At 59.5% G+C, this 18,607-nt stretch carries 12 protein-coding genes; all 12 read right to left on the minus strand.

Translation table 11 applies throughout. The annotated features are described in order from the left end of the window. Positions 1-55: 55 nt before the first annotated feature. Positions 56-1,060, minus strand: a complete 1,005-nt coding sequence (locus C1N84_RS18045; protein ID WP_031279620.1) for a glycosyl hydrolase family 8 — start codon at positions 1,058-1,060, stop codon at positions 56-58. Positions 1,061-1,069: 9 nt separating this feature from the next. Next, on the minus strand, positions 1,070-1,516 hold the full coding sequence (gene bcsD, locus C1N84_RS18050; RefSeq protein ID WP_264441798.1) for a cellulose biosynthesis protein BcsD: 447 nt from the start codon (positions 1,514-1,516) through the stop codon (positions 1,070-1,072). After that, complete coding sequence (locus C1N84_RS18055; protein WP_264441799.1) at positions 1,516-5,319, minus strand: cellulose biosynthesis protein BcsC; 3,804 nt, start codon at positions 5,317-5,319, stop codon at positions 1,516-1,518. Before C1N84_RS18055 ends, bcsD begins: the two co-directional genes overlap by 1 nt. An 11-nt stretch (positions 5,320-5,330) precedes the next feature. Continuing rightward, the gene (gene bcsB / locus C1N84_RS18060; protein ID WP_264441800.1) at positions 5,331-7,850 is read right to left on the minus strand and encodes a cellulose biosynthesis cyclic di-GMP-binding regulatory protein BcsB; all 2,520 of its coding nucleotides are present in this window, start codon (positions 7,848-7,850) and stop codon (positions 5,331-5,333) included. After that, positions 7,847-9,952, minus strand: coding sequence for a UDP-forming cellulose synthase catalytic subunit (bcsA, locus tag C1N84_RS18065; protein WP_021507015.1), 2,106 nt, complete (start codon positions 9,950-9,952; stop codon positions 7,847-7,849). The genes bcsB and bcsA overlap by 4 nt, the downstream gene beginning before the upstream one ends. Positions 9,953-10,013: 61 nt before the next feature. Continuing rightward, on the minus strand, positions 10,014-10,814 hold the full coding sequence (gene bcsQ, locus C1N84_RS18070) for a cellulose biosynthesis protein BcsQ (protein ID WP_031279622.1): 801 nt from the start codon (positions 10,812-10,814) through the stop codon (positions 10,014-10,016). After that, the gene (bcsO, locus tag C1N84_RS18075; RefSeq protein WP_150059530.1) at positions 10,805-11,437 is read right to left on the minus strand and encodes a cellulose biosynthesis protein BcsO; all 633 of its coding nucleotides are present in this window, start codon (positions 11,435-11,437) and stop codon (positions 10,805-10,807) included. The genes bcsQ and bcsO overlap by 10 nt, the downstream gene beginning before the upstream one ends. 474 nt (positions 11,438-11,911) lie before the next feature. Beyond that, on the minus strand, positions 11,912-12,922 hold the full coding sequence (dppF, locus tag C1N84_RS18080) for a dipeptide ABC transporter ATP-binding subunit DppF (protein WP_159378045.1): 1,011 nt from the start codon (positions 12,920-12,922) through the stop codon (positions 11,912-11,914). Beyond that, the gene (gene dppD / locus C1N84_RS18085) at positions 12,912-13,898 is read right to left on the minus strand and encodes a dipeptide ABC transporter ATP-binding protein (RefSeq protein ID WP_021507019.1); all 987 of its coding nucleotides are present in this window, start codon (positions 13,896-13,898) and stop codon (positions 12,912-12,914) included. Before dppD ends, dppF begins: the two co-directional genes overlap by 11 nt. A gap of 12 nt (positions 13,899-13,910) precedes the next feature. Next, entirely contained in the window at positions 13,911-14,813 is a 903-nt protein-coding gene (gene dppC, locus C1N84_RS18090) for a dipeptide ABC transporter permease DppC (protein WP_021507020.1), read from the minus strand. Positions 14,814-14,822: 9 nt separating this feature from the next. Further along, a complete protein-coding gene (gene dppB, locus C1N84_RS18095; protein WP_021507021.1) occupies positions 14,823-15,842 on the minus strand; it encodes a dipeptide ABC transporter permease DppB in 1,020 nt (339 codons plus the stop codon). 245 nt (positions 15,843-16,087) lie between these two features. Then, complete coding sequence (gene dppA / locus C1N84_RS18100) at positions 16,088-17,698, minus strand: dipeptide ABC transporter periplasmic-binding protein DppA (protein WP_058758078.1); 1,611 nt, start codon at positions 17,696-17,698, stop codon at positions 16,088-16,090. Positions 17,699-18,607 lie beyond the last annotated feature (909 nt).

The raw sequence follows: 18,607 nt of genomic DNA on the forward strand, positions 1-18,607 counted from the left end.
GGGTGCGCATTGAGACGCACCGGCATAAATCCCGCCTCGAGCAGGCAGCATTCGACTATCGCTTCTCCTGATAAGCCAGCCAGGTCAGCAGTTGCAGGCTGGCGGAGAAATAGTTTTGCTCCGGCGCTAAGCGGTCGCTGAGGTAGCCGGTTTGGTTGAGCGTCAGGTCGCGCACCGCGGTCAGGCCACCTTCCATATTGTAAGGTGCCGGGGTATTGGCCAGCACATCAAACCACGCTGGCGTGGTGTCGCGCGCGTAGCCCTGCCAGACGCGCTGGAAGGGCACCAGCCGCAGGCTTTGCGGATCGTACCACCAGATATTCAGCGGAATACGAATCGCGTCATAGCTGAAGCGGTTGGAATAGCCGACCGCCGGCGCGACGGAGCCATCGGCGTTCAGCGCCACCCAGTCCAGCGGCAGGCCGGTTTTGCCAAACTGCATGTCGCCCAGCAGCGCAAGGCCATCATCAATCAGCGTGTTCCACACGCGCAGATGGCTGTGCTGCGCAAACTCCTGCCATGCGGCGAACAGGAAATAGGAAGGGTTAAGCACCACATAGCTGGTTTTATTGAAGCCCTGCGCGCCCGGCAGCATCACCTTGCGGCCGGCGTAGTCGATCACCGTTAGCTTGATGACCGCGCGCTGAATGCGATCCGACGCCTGCTGATAATCACCGCCCCACTTCTGCGCCGCGCGCTGCAGCGCCCAGGCGATCAGCACATCCCCGTCCGAAGCATCATTTTTATCGGCGATGGGATCGGCTGCGCCCGGCGTATAGCGCCAGTAGAACAGGTCATTCTGCGGATTGCGCAGATGGGTACGCGTCCACTGCCACAGCAAATCAAAGGTGGCGCGATCGTTATACGCCACCGCCAGCAGCATGCCGTAGCCCTGACCTTCGGTGTGGCTGACGTTGTTGTTGGCCGTATCGCTGATGCGGCCGTCGCTGCTCATAAAGCGGCTTTTGTAACTGCTCCAGCCATCGGCGGCCGCCTGAGCACTGAAAAATATCACCATGAAACACAGCATCCACTGACGCCAGAACCGCATCACTCTCATCACAGCTTCCTATTGGTATCGATAATGCAGCGTGCCGCCGTCGATTTTTACCAGCGTCAGCGGTACCGCCGCGCTACCACCCTGCGCACGTAGCCACTGCGCGTACACGCCGGCCAGCACTGCGCTCAGCGCCAGCTGCCAGCGTTCTGCATCAAGCTGGCTGTCGCCCTGCGGCAGGGCATGGTGCTCAAGCATAATCGCGTTCTGCTGCGGCTGTAGCTGAACAAAGCCCCAGTTAAAGCGCGCCAGCTGAAGATTAATTTCGCGCTCCAGATCCTGCACCGTACGCGCCTCCGGCAAAGGATAGCGCGTTGCCAGCAATTCGCCCACGCCGTTAAGGAAGGCTTCCGCCTCCGCGCCAGCGTTGTCCAGCATGCTCTCAATCATCACGCTGACCAGATCAAACCAGCCCGGCTGATACGGATGGCTGATGCGTGCACCCGGTTGATCACTCATTAGTTATCTCCAAACAGATAACGGAAGTACAGATTGGCTGTGCTTTCGTTGTAATCGCCAAAGGTGTCATAGCCGAGCTGGCCGCCGATGGTGACATCTTTATTAATCTTATAATCGGCACCGGCGTGCAGGTTATAGCCGATGCCGTTTTTGCTCTCACCGCTGTAGTAGGCGCTTTTGACAAAGCCCTGATCGGCGAGGCTTTGCAGCTGGGACTGCAGCGACGGATCGTTGGGGAAATACGCGCTCTTGTCCTGGCTGTAGGACTGATAGCCGACCGAACCGCCAACGTTGACTTTCAGGTCATCAAACTTGCGGCTGAAGTCGACAGGGAACGACACCGCGGCATAATTCTGCGGACTGAAATAGCCGCCCTGACCGTAGCTGAAGTAACTCAGGTTTTTGGAGAAATCCATCCACGACAGGCTCATGCCGACCTTCAGCTCGCGGTCGTCGTAGTGGTAAGGCCGCACGTAAGCGCCCGCCGTGGCCTGCACGCTGTTGTTGCTCGCCACGTTCTCGCCCATATAGCTGTACGCGCCACCGCCGACGTAGAAACCCGCGTCGCCGTTATCGAAGCTCAGCATGGCGTTGCCGCCGTTTTTGGTGACGCGCCCCCAGCGCTTGCCGCTGGTCTTGTCCTCCACGCCAACGTACGACAGCAGGCTGTCGGTCATGGCGCGGCGTTCACCGGTGAGGATCAGCGTCAGGAAATCGGTCAGCTTCGGCGACCACTGCACGCCGCCCACCAGCGTACTGAGATCCTGGCCGAGCGGCGTGCTGCCGAGGTCGATTTTGTAGCTGTCGCCCTTCAGCGCCATATTCAGTTCCACGCCGGTGGCCTTTTGCGAATCGGTCGACGAAGACGGCGTGTCGTCTATTTTGGCCGCGCCGGATGCCACCACATTGCCCTGCACCAGCGCGTTGCTGCCGAAGCGACGCCATGCATCACCGGCCGCACTGCCAGCGGTGAGCGACACCGGCGTCATAGTAAAGTCGAAGCGTGACTCGCCGAACGGCACGGTCGAGAAGGTCAGCGGCGCTTTGGCTTCGGTCAGCTTGCTGAGCCCCGATTCGCCGTCGCGTCCGCGCACCTGCATCTGTCCCTGTACCCAGGTGCCGGTTTTCTCCTGCAGATTGTCCATCATCTCGTCAATCTGGCGCAGCGTCTGGCTCTGCCGTACCGCCGGGGTGGTGCTCGCCAGCGTGACGTCCTGCGCGCTGCTGCTGGTGGCCGGTGCCGTTTGCCACGGCATCACTGTGCCATAGCTGGAAGGCGAACCGGACACCGGCGAGGTGCTGCGGTTGATAAACGGATTGTCCGCCAGCGCCAGGCCGCCGACGGTCGGCACGCTGCCGCTCTGTGCGCCCTGCAGACCAATCAGCTGGCCGCGCGCGCTGCGCAGGTAGCTCATCGCCTGGCTGTGCTCGCCGTTGGCTTCCGCCACGCGTGCCAGCAGTAACAGGCGATCCGGCGTCTGCTCATTGCGCAGGCCGCGGGTTAAGGTGTTCGCTTTGTCGATGTCGTTCTGCGCCAGCGCCACATCAATAGCGCCAGTGCGCGCATCCTGAGTGGGCGTATCCTGCGTTAACAGATAGTCATACACCACGCCCGCTTCTTTGTTCATCTTGCCGGACTGATACAGACGCGCCATGGCAAACATCAGATCGCGGTTCTGCGGATCGTGCTGCAGCGCACCCACCAGCTTGTCATAGGCGGCGGCGTACTGCTTCTGCTCGCGCAGGCGATCGACTTCATTGATGAGATAACCGTTGCGGATGCCGGCCAGCTGCGTGGGCGTACTGCGCGCCTGCAGCTCCGGACTGCTGAGGAAGCTCTGCGCTTCTGTCGTCAGTCCCGCCTGATTCAGTACCGCCACCTGCGCGGCGTAATCACCGGCGTTGCCCTGCACGCCGCGCTGCATGTTGCCGCGCACCACCGTCACCGCCGTGGTGAGATCGCCGGCTTTGGCCAGTTTCTGTGCCAGATTACCGGCATCGACCGGATTGGCGGGCGGCGTGGCGGCCAGCGCGCGCAGCGTATTGGCCGCTGCCGCGTCAGAGCCCTGCGCCAGATAGCGATCGGCGGTGGCCATTTGCAGATTGAAATTCACGCGCTGCGCCAGTTCGCGCATCTCGCTGTTCTTGCTGCCGTTGGGAATGCGCGCCAGCAGCTGGCTGGCCTGCTGCCAGGCACCGCTCTCGCTGGCGTTGAGCGCACCGGCATACAGCTCGCTGGTGCTGGCACCGCTGCGCAGGGTCGGCTGCATGACGTTGGCGGCCAGTAAATTATCGCCCTGCGCGCGGTAGATGCGCGCCAGATCGAGTCGCAGCCAGCCGTCGCTGGGATAGCGCTGAATGGCGCTGTTAAGCGTGGCGATGGCCGCACTGCGGTTGCCTGCCGCCAGCTCGCGTTTTGCCTGCGCACGCAGCGGATCGCTGCTGTTACCGCGCGGTGCCACGCTCTGGCGCACGCTGTCGGGCAATGATGCCAGCAGGGTATTGGCTTCGGCGCTGCGGTTTTGCTGGCGCAGCACGTAAAACAGTCCCTCTTTGGCGCTGCGGTTATCGGCATCGCTCTGCAGAATGGCCCGGTAGGTTTGCTCCGCCTGCTGCAGCTGATTGCTGCGGCGCAGCACATCAGCGCGGAACAGCTTCGCCGATACGCCTTTTTCACCCTCGGCCTGCGTCAGCGGCTCACTCAGCGCCAGCGCCTGCGCGCTGTCACCGTTTTTCAGCGCCTGCTGGGCATTCGCCAGCTGCGCATAAAAGCGGGCGTCGGCCGCCTGCTGCTGACGCTGCTGGCTCTGATCGCCGCCCAGCTGGGCGGCACGCGTCAGATAATCGGCGGCTTCGGCGTAGCGTCCGGCGCGCTGCGCCACGTAGCCCATACCGGCCAGCGCATCGGCGTCCTGCGGGTTGGCCTGCAGCACTTTTTCAAAGTTGTTCTGCGCACCGCTGACGTCGCCGCTGTTCAGCGCGCTAAAGCCCGCGCCCTTCTCCGCGCCGCCAACATTTTTTCGGTAGTAATCCACCACTGCGCTGTCCTGCGGATGGCGCTGCTGCCAGGTCTGGTACAGCGCGGCGTCCGACGCCTGCGGCGCCAGCCACAGCAGCGCCTGACGCAGCGAGCGATCGGCCTCTTTATTACCGTCCGCCATGCTGGCCAGCACATCAATGCCCTGGCGGCGCGTCGCCTCCTGATAGGTCAGCGCTTTGCCCAGCGCCAGCTGAGCGCCGGTATCCTGCGGATGGTCGGCGGCAAACTGCCGCAGCGCCTCCACCGCCTGGGGCAGCAGCGTGCGGTCGCCGGCCATGGTTAGATAATATTCTGCCGCCACGCTCGGCGGCGGCTCGTTGCCGCTGAAGGTGTTACGCCAGGTTTGCAGCGCGGCGGCGATGTTACCGCTGCGCGCCTGCTGACGCGCCAGCGACAGCTGCGCCTGCGGAATGCTCTGCAGCTGTCGCGCGTTGTCCAGCTCCGTCAGATGCGGGTCGTTGGGCGATACCGCACTCAGGCGGGCGCGCCATTGTGCTGCATCGGCCGCGCTGCCGCTTTGCTGTGAATAGAGCGCCAGCAGATACAGCGCCTGGGTATTGTTCGGCTCCACCATCAGGATTTTTTGCAGCGAGGCTTTCGCCAGATCGTCATGCGCTTTCTGATGCCAGTAGGCCGCCTGGTCGAACAGTGCCTGTAACGCCGGATTGGTGCTCTCCGCCGCCAGCAGCGGCTGTGAGAACGTCAGCGCGCCGCCCAGCAGGAACGCCTGACGAATACCGGCACTTATCAGCTGTTTTTTCATTATTTTTATCCTTACTTCCGGCCGGAGTGGCTATCGTCTTGCGGGTGGAGACGGCGCCACGCGTGGCGCTTCAGCATCACCCAGGCCGCACTGCCGATCAGCGCCGACAGCAGCAGCGCCGCCAGCGCCATCAGTACCGAGTGCTGGTTGGCATACCACACCACCATCATGTACCACGGCATTTCACCGCTCGGGAACTGCGGCCCGACGCGGAAGCTGCGGATGCCGTTCTCATCGGTGATGATGGCGGTATCACCGCGAATGCCGGCGTTGATGCGCGCCGAATTCAAATCATCGTGCAAACGCAGCAGCTGCTGATCGCTGGTGGCGACCGTCATCACCACCAGACGATCGGCGCTCCACGGTGAGCGATAGCTGACAAAGCCGCGCCACGCTTCATTTGAGGAGAAGTAGCGATCGGCATCCAGCTGCTGGCGAGACCAGTCACCGGTCAGCCAGCCGCGCAGCTTATCGACGGTGGTCGGCTCTTTGACGCCCAGCGTGTTGCCGCTGGTCTGGTAAGCGGTGCCGGCCAGCATCTGCTGCGTGAAGGCGCTGTGCTGCATGGTGCTCACTGCCAGCACATCGCTGTGCTGCAGGCGCGTCAGATTGGTGCCACCGTTCGGCAGGCCAAATAACACCTGGTTCTGCACCAGCGGCACGCCGGTGGCGTTACCGGCGCGCGCGGCCATGTCCAGCAGCGTCGCGATCTCGGCATCACCCGGCGCCTCCGGCAGCAGCAGCGTGGTCTGCGAAAAATCCGCCAGCCGCGAGAACGGGAACGAAGCACCGACGAAGTACGACAGGTTCGGCAGCATGGTGAAGTGGCGCGTGTGGCTCAGATCGATCCACGAATCCTCTTCGATACGGCTCTTGATGTTGTTGTTGAGCAGCACGCCGCACGGCGCATCCGCCTTTGGCTTGATGTTGAAGTAGAGCGCCAGCTGGTTGTCGCCGTAAATCAGGTATGGCTCCAGCTTCAGCGTGTACTGCTCCTGGCGTGCATCCCCGCCCAGCCGGTGCCAGGCGCTCTCCAGTAGCCCGACTTTGTTCACCGTCAGGTTGCGCAGGAAGGTGCCGTTCAGCGTGACGTTGAGGAACGAATTGTTTTCATCGATCCAGCTTTCGGACGGGAAACGGTAGTGCAGATTGACCGGAATCGCGTCGCCGTCCCACAGGAACAGATCCGGCGCCGCGCGGAAGTTAACCCGCAGCGCATCGTGCCAGATACCGGTGGTGGTCAGGCTCTGATCTTTACGCAGCAGCTCGCTGAGACGCACCGGGCGGCTGGTGTTAATCCAGCGCGGTGCGTCGTACGGTTTGCGCGTGCCAATCGGCTGCGGCGGTACGTTCAGGCTGCTGGCATCGGTGGCCAGCGGCTGCGTGGTCAGGCGGTTGGCCGCCTGGCGCAGCTGGGCATCATCTGCACCGACCACCAGCAGCAGTTTGTACACCGGATTGTTGGGGTTATCGATCACCTGCAGCAGCGGACCCTTCGCCGCGGGCAGAGTCACGCTGCCGATTTTGTCACCCGGATGGCCGATCAGGATACCGTTGTGCTCGGGCAGATCGCCGCGCACCACCGGGAAACGGATGCCACGATAATCCGACTGAATACCCAGCCAGGAAGCCACCAGCGCGGCGGCGCTGACGCTATCCGGCGAAACGTTAGCGGCAAAACCAAAGGTCACGCTGGCGGGCGTCATGCGCTGCACATCAATAAACGGACGCGGGAAGTTGCGCAGGCTGGTGCCGATGTTGAGCTGCTGGCCTTCAAGGCTGAGCGTGGTTTTCGGCAGAATGGTGACCTGATATTGCTGCGCACTCTCTTTTTCGCACAGCAGCTTGTCGGCATCGTTAATTTTAAAGCTGAGGTTATTACTGGAAACCACCATCGCCGCCGGAATATCCAGCTGATAGTCACTGACATCGCTGTCGCTGGCACCCAGCGGCAGGGTGCCGAGCGGCTGGCCGTTGAGCATCAGCTGCAGCGACGTGTTGCGCGCCGCCAGCGCGGCAGAGACGCGCAGCGACAGGTTGAGCCGCGCATTAGTGATCACCTCATCGCCCGGCAGGGTAAACAGAATACCGGACTGCAGCTGGCCGCCGGTCAGGGTGATGCCGCGCGGCTGTCCCATCTGCGCCACCGAAATGGTGCTGCTCACCGGCTGGTTTAACAGCGCGCCAGCGGGCTCAGCGGCAGCCGGTGCCTCCGCAGCCACCGGCGGTATGACGATGTCAGGCGCCGCCGATGCTGCTGGCGGTGCTGCCTCTGCCGGCGGTGCTGACTCTGCCGGCTGCGCGGGTGCTGTATTTTCCTGCAGCGGCGCTGCATCGCCCGGCGTGTAAGGCGCGTCGCCCGCGGCCTGCTTCAGCTGCGGATCGGCACTGCCATCCAGCCCCTGAGGCGGCGGTACGTCGGAGAGCGCGGCGCTGTCCTGGGTTACCGCCGGCGTCTCTGCCCAGGCAGGGGCGAGCAGCAGCGTGGTGGTCAGCGCGCTGGCCAGCAGCGTGTACGTCAATGTTTTCATGCTGCGCTGTCCTCTTTGGCCGTTGCCTGGCCATCACGCTTGCGCGCCTCACGGCGATCTTTCCAGCTCAGCCAGAACAGCTCAAAGACGGTACGGATGATGGTGCCGAGCGACACCAGCGGATTGTCCTGCTTATATTCCGGCTGGATCCACGCATCGGCCCGCGCCAGCACCACGCGCACCAGTTCACGGCGGCGCGCCAGCGGCATCGCGCCAAAGCGCAGGCGAATGGTCTCCTCATCACCGGAGATCTTGCTCACCGGAATGGTGATGGCACCCGATTTCAGCAGCAGATCGATCTCTTCGATTTCATCGTGCTCATGCCGGTTGTCTGGCGCATCCAGCTGCGCGCCGCCCATCGACAGATCGCTGGTTTGCGTGCGCGAAGAGATGCCGCTGGCATAGTGAATCACCGCCGGGATCTGCACCTCGATACGAATGGTTTTACGCACCTGTTTGGTTTCACGCGCCACGGCAATCGCCGCCATCAGGATGATCAGGCTGAACACCGCCCAGCCGACGTTGAGCGCAATCACGTAAGGATCGACACCGAAGTAATCATGCGCCACGGCGCGCACCACGCCGGCCACGATGCCAATCGACAGCAGCGCGGCAACGATGACGTGAGGCCGCACGATGTGGAAGTCAAAGAAGCCCTGGTCCAGCAGGCCGCCTTTATCCGTCACGTTGAATTTGCCGTGCTTTGGCGACAGCAGGGTCAGCAGCGTCGGAATCACCAGGTGGAAGCACATTACGGTTTCGTAGATTTCACCCCAGAAGGTGTAACGGAATTTGCCGTTCATGCGCGAGTTGACGTACAGCGACATCACCAGATGCGGCAGTACGTAAGCGAAAATGAGTGACGCCGACGAGTGGATAATATTCAGGTTAAACAGCAGGTAAGCCAGCGGCGCAGTGAGGAACGCCACGCGCGGCAGGCCGAACTGGAAGTGCAGCATGGCGTTGAGGTAGCACAGACGCTGCTGCCACTTGAGCCCACGGCCCAGTAGCGGATTGTCGACGCGGAAAATCTGCGTCATGCCGCGCGCCCAGCGGGTACGCTGAATCACGTGCAGCCCCAGACGTTCGGTCGCCAGTCCCGCCGCCAGCGGAATTGCCAGGAACGCCGAGCCCCAGCCGAGACGCTGCATTTTCAGCGCGGTATGCGCGTCCTCGGTGACGGTTTCCACCGCGAAGCCACCAATCTGTTCCAGCGCGCTGCGGCGAATCACCGCACAGGAGCCGCAGAAGAACGTGGCGTTCCAGTTGTCGTTGCCCTGCTGCACCGGGCCGTAAAACAGCGAGCCCTCATTCGGGATGCTGCGCGCGGCGCGCAGGTTACGTTCGAACGGATCCGGCGAGTAAAAGTAGTGCGGCGTTTGCAGCAGCGCCAGCTTCGGATCTTTCAGGAACGGACCGACGGTGGCCTGCAGGAACGTGCGCGTTGCCACGTGGTCGCAGTCAAACACGCAAATCAGCTCGCCTTTGGTGATTTTCATGGCGTGATTGAGGTTGCCGGCTTTGGCGTGGCGGTTATCGTCACGCGTGATATAGCCGACGCCAACGTCGGCGGCAAATACCGCGAACTCGCTGCGTTTGCCATCATCCAGCAGGTAAACTTTGATCTTATCGCGCGGGTAGTCGATACACTGCGCCGCCAGCACGGTATCCCGCACCACGTCGAGGCTTTCGTTATAGGTCGGCACGTAGACATCGACCGTCGGCCACAAGCGGGTATCATCCGGCAGCGGTTCGATGGTGCGTTTTAATGGCCAGCTGGTTTGCAGGAAGCCGAGAATTAAGATCAGCCACACGTACAGCTCGGCCAGATATAAGCCGATACCGAGAATCGCTTCAATCTCGGAATTAAACTGCAGCGTTTCCGTGGTGCGCCACCAGATATATCGGGTCGACATCAGCGCGGAAAGAAAAACCATCACAATGGTTATTTTACGGCTTTTACTGAAGCCCAGTAAAAACATCATGCCAATACTGATCAAACCAAAAATATACTGTTTCTGGCTGTCCATAGGCGTGATGACGATTACCGCAGCGACCGGTGCAAGCACCAGCAGCAGCAGGTAAAACCCGAGTTTACTCATGATTCACCCTGAAGAAGCTGTGTTGTTATTATTTGAACCAGGCCGCTGGCGGCCGGGCTTGTTAATAATGACTGCGGATCGGTGCCTGAACTTCGCCGTTGCCTACGTTGATATTCAGGATATTCGCCACCCGTTTTGCCACCAGTTCAATATCAAACGCCGCTGCTGAAGCCGGGCTGAAATCATAGATTGACTGCTGCGAGGCATTGGCCTCAGCCACGCTTTCATCGCGGTGCACCACGCCGAGTAAATTATCGCCCAGCCGCTGCTGCATAAATGCGGTCACTTCACGGCTGATATTCCGGCGATTATCACTTTGGTTGAGCACGAAATAATGACCGTGCTGATTATTTAATGGCTGGCCAATCATGCGATGGTTTTCAATTTGCGGCAGCAGCGCCACCGAGGCGGTATCCGCCAGCATCACCACTAAATGCATATCGGCCAGCGCCTGCATGGCTTTCAGCGCCGGACCGGGCCCTGGCGGAAAATCCGCAATAATCACCAGACCCGGATAATTCAGGACGGTATCCAGGCCGCGTTTTAAGAAATGGGCATCGTGCGCCAGGTTGTGTTCGAAGCGCTCACGCTGCGCTTCAGTCACCTCACCGTAAGGCATGACAAAGATGTTGCTGCCGGTGGTGAGGATCGACTGACTCCAGTCAGCCTGCTCTTCCGAGCGCGCCACAAAGCCGCGGCTGTCGTGCAGCGGTACGCCAAAATGCAGGCGCAGCGCATTTTGTACGTCAAAATCGATCGCCAGCACTTTGCTGCCGGCACGCGCCAGACTCCAGGCCAGGTTGGCCGCCATGGTGGTTTTTCCTACTCCCCCTTTTGGCGAGCACACACAAACTAATGGCATAGCGCGATCTTCTCCAGTAACGGTTTGAGCAGTGTTTCTTTAGATAAATGAACCGGTTCCGCCGCACGCGAGCGGAACAGTGCGCCAAAGCGCGAGGGCGTAGCAGGCTCCGGCTGCACCACGGCGGGCGCAGTGGCCGGTGCTGCGGCAGCAGGGGCGACCGCCTGTTCAGCGACCGGCGCGCTGACCGGCGGCGGTGGGAACAGTGAAGTGGCCGCCTGACGCGCTACGTGCGTGGCTGCCGGTGCCAGCGACGACACGGATGCGGCAGTGGGCGCGCTGCTTGCCGGTGGAAACAGCGCGCTGCGCGGTGTTTCTGTATCGGGTGCCGGCGCGCTGGCGGCGAGGCTCTGCAGCAGCGATGCCTTTTCACTGCGGGCGACGGGCGCCGGATTAAGAGCCTGTGGCGGCGCGACAAACTCATCGCCGCGAATCGGCTGCGGCTGCGGCAGATCGACGCGCTGGCCGCTACCCAGCTCCGGCTCATCATCCGTCGCCAGCTGACGGATGATCGCCCACTGGCTGTGATCGGCTTCCAGCGATTGCCCGGACATATCCTTAAAAGCAATGTCCAGCGTTTGCGTTTTTTCCTGGAAACGCTGCAGATCGTCGTAGTTCTTCATGATCAGAGCCTGTTAAAGCGGAGGGGTAATTTCCGCGAATATAACACACACGTTAAGACACGGTGAGAGAATTCTGATTATTAAAACCGCAGATTCGACAAAAGAGTTTTATCTGAAAGATTGAAAATATACAGATGCAAAAAGCATGCACTGATTAATTGAGCAGGATTAATAAAAATCGATTAACGGAAATAGCAGCCGGAAGATAATTAAGCTAATACACTGATAATAAACAACTTACTATTGAAATGTGCAGTTATCTCTGGCCGTGACGGCGCTCACACAATGCGGCACGGATTCAGAATTTGCCTTAACCTTTTCGCTGTGGTTCAGGACCAGCGATTTAAAGATTCAGTCGCGTAATACATTTCTGCCATCGCAGGCGATTAAGACACGTCAGGTTAATTTTACTCATGTATCAGGCCACCAATAACAAAGGCTCCCGCAGGAGCCTTTCGCACTGGCTGGCCGTAATTACGGCATCGCCACCGGCTGATTCTCATCCTGGTCGACGGCGAAGCAGGCGATTTGCTGCTCACCATACTGCTTCAGTTTCGGCTGCAGCTGCACGCAGGTACCGAAACGACGGCGGCAGCGTGCGTTGAACGCACAGCCCGGCGGCGGATTCAGCGGGCTCGGCAGCTCACCGGTCAGTTTGATGCGCTCGCGGCGTTCGTCCGGATTGAGGCGTGGCGTGGCCGACAGCAGCGCCTGAGTATACGGATGGCGCGGGTTGCTGAAGATCGCCTCTTTGCTGCCCTTTTCCACACAGCGTCCGAGGTACATCACCATGACTTCGTCGGCGATGTGCTCCACCACCGACAGGTCATGCGAGATGAACACATAGGAAAGGCCGAGATCCTGCTGTAAATCCATCATCAGGTTGAGCACCTGAGCGCGCACCGAGACGTCGAGCGCCGAGACCGGCTCATCGGCAATCAGCACGTCCGGATCGAGCATCAGGCCGCGCGCAATAGCGATACGCTGGCGCTGACCGCCGGAGAACATGTGCGGATAGCGATCGTAGTGCTCGGTTTTCAGGCCCACTTTGGCCATCATCTCCAGCGTTTTTTCCCGCCGTTCCGCTTTGCTCAGCGCGGTGTTGATCACCAGCGGCTCTTCCAGAATCTGGCTGATTTTCTTACGCGGATTAAGCGAGCCGTACGGATTCTGGAACACAATCTGGATTTTCTGCCGGCGCAGCTTTTGCGCCTGCGGATCGTGTTTCAGCAAATCCTGCCCGTGCCAGTACAACTCGCCGGCGGTCGGCGTTTCAATCATCGTCAGCAGGCGTCCGAGCGTGGATTTACCGCAGCCGGATTCGCCCACTACCGCCAGCGTTTTGCCACGCTCAAGGTTAAAGGAGACGCCGTCCAGCGCCTTCACCAGGCGCTCCTGGCCGAACAGGCCCTTTTTCACCGGATAGTGTTTTTTCAGGTCAATCGCCTGCAGCAGGTAATCCTGCTTCGTGTTATCAAGACTCATAAGTCGGTCTCCCGGCATCATCCAGTGGGAAGTGACATTTGGACTGGCGGCCCGGAATATCGCGCAGCTCAGGTTCTTCAGTACGGCAGCGGTCGGTCACGTACGGGCAGCGCGGATTGAGCAGACAGCCGTTAGGGCGGTCATACTTGCCCGGCACCACGCCCGGCAGCGACGCCAGCCGCGCTTTGTCGGCGGCAAACTCCGGCAGCGCACGCAGCAGCGCCTGCGTATACGGGTGACGCGGCGCTTTGAAGATATCCACCGCTTTGCCGCTCTCCACCACCTGACCGGCGTACATCACGATGATGTGCTGCGCCGCTTCGGCCACCAGCGCCAGATCGTGCGTAATCAGGATCAGCGCCATGTTTTCCTGCTTCTGTAACTCCAGCAGCAGTTCGATGATTTGCGCCTGAATAGTTACGTCGAGCGCCGTGGTCGGCTCATCGGCAATCAGCAGCTTCGGCTTACAGGCGATGGCCATGGCGATCATCACGCGCTGGCTCATGCCGCCAGACAGCTGATGCGGATAGACATCAAGCCGCGACGCCGGATCGGGAATGCCCACCTGCTCCAGCAGGTCGATGGCACGCTGACGCCGCGTGCGCTTGCTGCCGCCCTGATGCACCTTCAGCGCTTCCATGATCTGGTAGCCCACGGTGTAACACGGGTTGAGGCTGGTCATCGGGTCCTGGAAGATCATCGCCACTTCTGCGCCCACCAGCTGGCGGCGCTCTTTTTCGGAGATGCGCTGCAGGTCGCGCTGATTGAACTCCAGCTTCTCCGCTTTCACGCGGCCGGGATAGTCAATCAGCCCCATGATCGCCAGCGAGCTGACCGATTTACCGGAGCCGGACTCGCCGACAATCCCGACGACCTGGCCCTGTTCTACCTGGTAGCTGATGCGGTCAACCGCACGGAACGGTGCCTTTTCGTCGCCGAAATGCACCGACAATTTTTCTACATTTAATAACGCCATCTCGGTGCCTCTTTACTGCTTGAGTTTCGGGTCGAGTGCATCACGCAAACCATCGCCCATGAGGTTAAAGGCCAGAACCGTCAGCAGGATGACCACTCCGGGGAAGGTCACGACCCACCAGGCACTCTGCGCATACTGCAACACGTCGGAGAGCATGGTGCCCCACTCCGGCGTCGGCGGCTGCGCCCCCATACCGAGAAAGCCCAACGCGGCCATATCCAGGATGGCGTTGGAGAAACCTAACGACGCCTGCACGATCAGCGGTGCCAGGCAGTTAGGCAGAATATTGATGAACATCTGGCGCAGCGTACCGGCACCGGCCACGCTGGAGGCGGTTACGTAGTCGCGATTGACTTCCACCAGCACCGCTGCGCGCGTCAGGCGAATGTAGTGCGGCAGCGCGACGAAGGTAATCGCCAGCGAGGCGTTGACAATCGACGGGCCAAAGATGGCCACCAGCACCAGCGCCAGCAGCAGGCTTGGCAGCGCCAGCATGATATCGACGAGGCGCATGATCACTGCATCCACCACGCCGCCGAGATAACCGGCCATCAGACCGAAAATCACCCCCAGAATCAGCGACAGCACCACCACCATGCAGCCCACCAGCAGCGACAGGCGCGCACCAAACATCAGGCGCGACAGGATGTCACGGCCGACGTCATCGGTGCCCAGAATAAACTTCCAGCTACCGCCCTCCTGCCACACCGGCGGGTGCAACAGCGCATCGCGGAACTGCTCAGCCGGAGCATGCGGCGCCAGCACATCGGCGAAGATGGCGATTAGCAGCATCAGAATGATGTAAACCAGGCCGATAACCGCGCCTTTGTTACGTTTAAAATAGTGCCAGAATTCCTGAATCGGGGTCATCGGCTTCGGTGCAGCGGTGACGCTTGCGGGATCAACAGCAGACATGATTCCCCCTTATTTCTTATGACGGATGCGCGGATTCACCACGCCGTACAACAGATCAACCAGCAGGTTGACCAGAATGATCAGGATTGCCACCAGCAGCACGCCGCCCTGCACCACCGGATAATCACGGCGCTGCAGTGCTTCGATCAGCCAGCGGCCGAGTCCCGGCCAGGAGAAGATGGTTTCGGTGAGGATGGCGCCCGCCAGCAGCGTGCCTACCTGTAGACCGATCACCGTGACCACCGGCAGCATGGCGTTACGCAGCGCATGCACCACGATCACGCGCATGCGCGTCAGGCCTTTGGCGCGTGCGGTGCGGATGTAATCTTCACCCAGCACTTCCAGCATCGAGGAGCGCGTCATACGCACAATCACCGCCAGCGGAATGGTGCCCAGCACGATGGCCGGCAGGATCATGTGCATCACCGCATCTTTGAAGTCGCCCTCTTCGCCCCACAGCAGCGTATCAATCAGCATAAAGCCGGTGAGCGGATGGCTGTCGTCAAGGAAGATGGTGTCGCTGACGCGACCGGAGACCGGCGTCAGGTTGAGCTGCACCGACACCAGCATGATCAGCATGATGCCCCACCAGAAGATCGGCATTGAGTAGCCGGTCAGCGAGATGCCCACGGCGGTGTGATCGAAAATTGAGCCGCGTTTCACCGCCGCCAGCACGCCGACCGGAATACCCACGGCAACGGCGAAGATCATGGCGCAAATGCCCAGCTCAAGCGTGGCTTTAAAGCGCGGCACGAACTCATCCCACACCGGGATGCGGCTTTTCAGCGAGATGCCGAGGTCGCCATGCAGCACGCCGTTGATGTAAGTGATGTACTGTTTCCACATCGGCTGATCGAGACCAAACTGGGCCATCAGCTGCGCATGACGTTCGGGGGAGATACCGCGTTCACCGGCCATGATCAGCACCGGGTCGCCGGGGATCAGGTGAACGAAGGCAAAGGTCAATAATGTAATACCGATGAACGTCGGGATGACAAGGCCCAGACGTCGGAGTATGAATTGCAGCATAAGCCGGATTCTCAGTCATTTTCCGTGGCGCTAACGCCATGGACTACATTGCTCACAATCCGCAGCCGGCATAGCCGGACGCGACGCAAGAAGCGCTTCAAAATCCCCGTCATACTTCACGCTGCATCAGCGCAAGGTATTGAGGGTTTATAAGAAATTAGCCGGAAATAAAGTGCGGAGCACGGGCGGCGAAGGTGCCGCCCGAGGGCCAGCCATGCTGGCCCTGACCGCGATAATCCGAAAGGTTATTCCTGGATGTCGACGTTTTCGAAGTGATGTTTACCTAATGGATCAACCACATAGCCACTCACTTTCTTGCTCACTGGCTCGTACACGGTTGAGTGCGCGATGATCAGTGCTGGCGCCTGGTCGTGCATCACCACCTGCGCCTGCTTGTAGAGCTCAATACGTTTGTTGTGATCGGCTTCAGCACGCGCTGGCTGAATCAGATCTTCAAACGGCTTGTAGCACCAGCGTGAGTAGTTAGAACCGTCTTTCGCTGCCGCGCAGCTGAACAGGGTGGCGAAGAAGTTATCCGGATCCCCGTTATCACCGGTCCAGCCCATCATCACGGTCTGGTGTTCACCGGCTTTAGCACGCTTCAGGTACTCGCCCCACTCGAAGGTAACGATTTTGGCTTTCACGCCGATTTTCGCCCAGTCAGCCTGAACCATTTCCGCCATACGACGGGCGTTCGGGTTGTACGGACGCTGTACCGGCATCGCCCACAGGTCAATGCTGAAGCCATCCGGCATGCCCGCTTCTTTCAGCAGCTCTTTGGCTTTGGCCGGATCGTAAGCGTAGTCTTTGACGTCATTGTTGTAGCCCCACATGGTTGGTGGGATCAGGTTTTTCGCTGCCTGACCGGCGCCCTGATAGACCGCATCAATGATCGCTTGCTTGTTCACCGCCATGGTCAGAGCCTGACGCACTTTGACGTTATCCAGCGGTTTTTTCTCGGTGTTGAAAGACAGGTAACCGACGTTCAGCCCTGGCTGTTCCATCAGGTTGATTTTGGTGTCTTTCTTCATGCTGGCGATATCAGCCGGGTTGGGATACGGCATCACCTGACACTCGCCTTTCTGCAGTTTGGCGTAGCGCACTGAAGCATCTGGCGTGATGGAGAACACCAGGCGATCGATTTTTGGCTTGGTGCCCCAGAAGTCCGGGTTGGCTTTGTACAGAATACGTGAGTCTTTCTGGTACTGCTGCAGCACGAACGGACCGGTACCCACCGGGTTAAGGTCCAGTTTTTCTGGCGTGCCGGCTTTCAGCATGTTGTCGGCGTACTCTTTCGACAGGATTGACGCGAAGTCCATGCCAAGGTCGGCGAGGAACGGCGCTTCCGGACGGGTCAGCGTGAAGCGTACGGTGTAGTCATCCACTTTTTCGATTTTGGCGATCAGCTTCGGCATGTCCATGCCTTCGAAGTATTCGTAGCTGCCGCCGGAGACACCGTGGTACTTGTTGTTTTTATCGAGCTGGCGCTCGAAGGAGAACACGACGTCATCAGCGTTGAAGGTGCGGGTCGGCTTGAAGTCTTTGGTGGTTTGCCACTTCACGCCCTGACGCAGATGGAAGGTATAGGTTTTACCATCTTCGCTGACGTCCCATTTTTCTGCCAGGCCCGGCTGCAGCTCAGTGGTACCGGTTTTGAACTCAACCAGACGGTTGTAGATCGGTACTGAGCTGGCATCGTAAGTGGTGCCGGATGTGAACAGCTGCGGGTTGAAGCCTTCCGGCGAACCTTCTGAACAGTAAACGAGGGTTTTCGCCTGAACGCCCGCGGCCACGGTCATAGCAATCAGGCTAAGACCGACCTTCAGCATCCTGGATTTGGCCAGGGAGTTGATCATGTTTTGCTCCATTGTGATGTGATGTTGTGTGCGTCGCCCGACCTCTGATTTTTTTATGCGGTTCGGGCAGGTCAGTTATGTAATGACCAAAATGCGAGCGGTTATTGTTGTAGCGCTGACGCCGTGGAACCTGCCAGCGCTGGCCGTCTCTGCATCTTATTGACGCATCAATTTGTCAACAGTTGCAATGAACGTCAATACAACGTGGGGTTATTTACACAGAGTGTGAGTAAGTGCAAGCAACGATAAAAAACAGTGTTTGCACGCTAAGCCAAAATTTAAAAAGGTGATAAAGCGCGCAATGCCGTGTGATTCTCTGGCAATAGCGCCTGATAACAGTGATTATCACCGTTAAAAAACGTCTTAAAGTTGTCGGTAAATGTTGAATATCTGAACGATTCCCCGTGCGTTATGACGTTCAGGCAGCGAAATATGCTGGCGTAATGGCATAAGAAATCAGCAAAAAGCAAAAGCCGGTCATAAGCAGAATGTGTCGCGAATTAAGAGAGGTGCTTTGATGCAGCAAGGGATGAAGAGCGGTGTTGAAGGATAATACGGTTTATCCCGGTGATGATTAATGGAACGCGTAAATTGATGACTTTGCTTGATCGCTGCCGGGATGTGAGTCTGGTTCAGGGAAGGTCATCAGATCGCCATGGATGATCGGCGTTTGTTCCGGCGCGGCCGTCCGGTCGCCATGAATGGTGCCCCTAAAGGGAATGTGCTGCTGAATGATGGACGTAAATTCCGGCGCGGCCGTCCGGTCGCCATGAATGGCGACCCTACAGGATTATGCACTTTTGTAGGATGCGTATTTATACGCACCTGGGGATGTGCACGGCAGCCAGTAAACCTTCAGCCATCGCCGAAGCCGGATAAAGGGTGGAAGGCGGGGCCGTGGAGTAAAGC

The sequence above is a fragment of the Pantoea sp. SGAir0418 genome (assembly GCF_043529865.1).

What these genes read in the sequence shown, in the direction of transcription:
- bcsQ (WP_031279622.1), bottom strand. Translation starts at nt 10,814, where the DNA reads ATGCCATTAGTTTGTGTGTGCTCGCCAAAAGGGGGAGTAGGAAAAACC.
- dppA (WP_058758078.1), bottom strand. Translation starts at nt 17,698, where the DNA reads ATGATCAACTCCCTGGCCAAATCCAGGATGCTGAAGGTCGGTCTTAGC.
- bcsA (WP_021507015.1), bottom strand. Translation starts at nt 9,952, where the DNA reads ATGAGTAAACTCGGGTTTTACCTGCTGCTGCTGGTGCTTGCACCGGTC.
- bcsB (WP_264441800.1), bottom strand. Translation starts at nt 7,850, where the DNA reads ATGAAAACATTGACGTACACGCTGCTGGCCAGCGCGCTGACCACCACG.
- C1N84_RS18055 (WP_264441799.1), bottom strand. Translation starts at nt 5,319, where the DNA reads ATGAAAAAACAGCTGATAAGTGCCGGTATTCGTCAGGCGTTCCTGCTG.
- bcsO (WP_150059530.1), bottom strand. Translation starts at nt 11,437, where the DNA reads ATGAAGAACTACGACGATCTGCAGCGTTTCCAGGAAAAAACGCAAACG.
- bcsD (WP_264441798.1), bottom strand. Translation starts at nt 1,516, where the DNA reads ATGAGTGATCAACCGGGTGCACGCATCAGCCATCCGTATCAGCCGGGC.
- dppD (WP_021507019.1), bottom strand. Translation starts at nt 13,898, where the DNA reads ATGGCGTTATTAAATGTAGAAAAATTGTCGGTGCATTTCGGCGACGAA.
- dppB (WP_021507021.1), bottom strand. Translation starts at nt 15,842, where the DNA reads ATGCTGCAATTCATACTCCGACGTCTGGGCCTTGTCATCCCGACGTTC.
- dppC (WP_021507020.1), bottom strand. Translation starts at nt 14,813, where the DNA reads ATGTCTGCTGTTGATCCCGCAAGCGTCACCGCTGCACCGAAGCCGATG.
- dppF (WP_159378045.1), bottom strand. Translation starts at nt 12,922, where the DNA reads ATGAGTCTTGATAACACGAAGCAGGATTACCTGCTGCAGGCGATTGAC.
- C1N84_RS18045 (WP_031279620.1), bottom strand. Translation starts at nt 1,060, where the DNA reads ATGAGAGTGATGCGGTTCTGGCGTCAGTGGATGCTGTGTTTCATGGTG.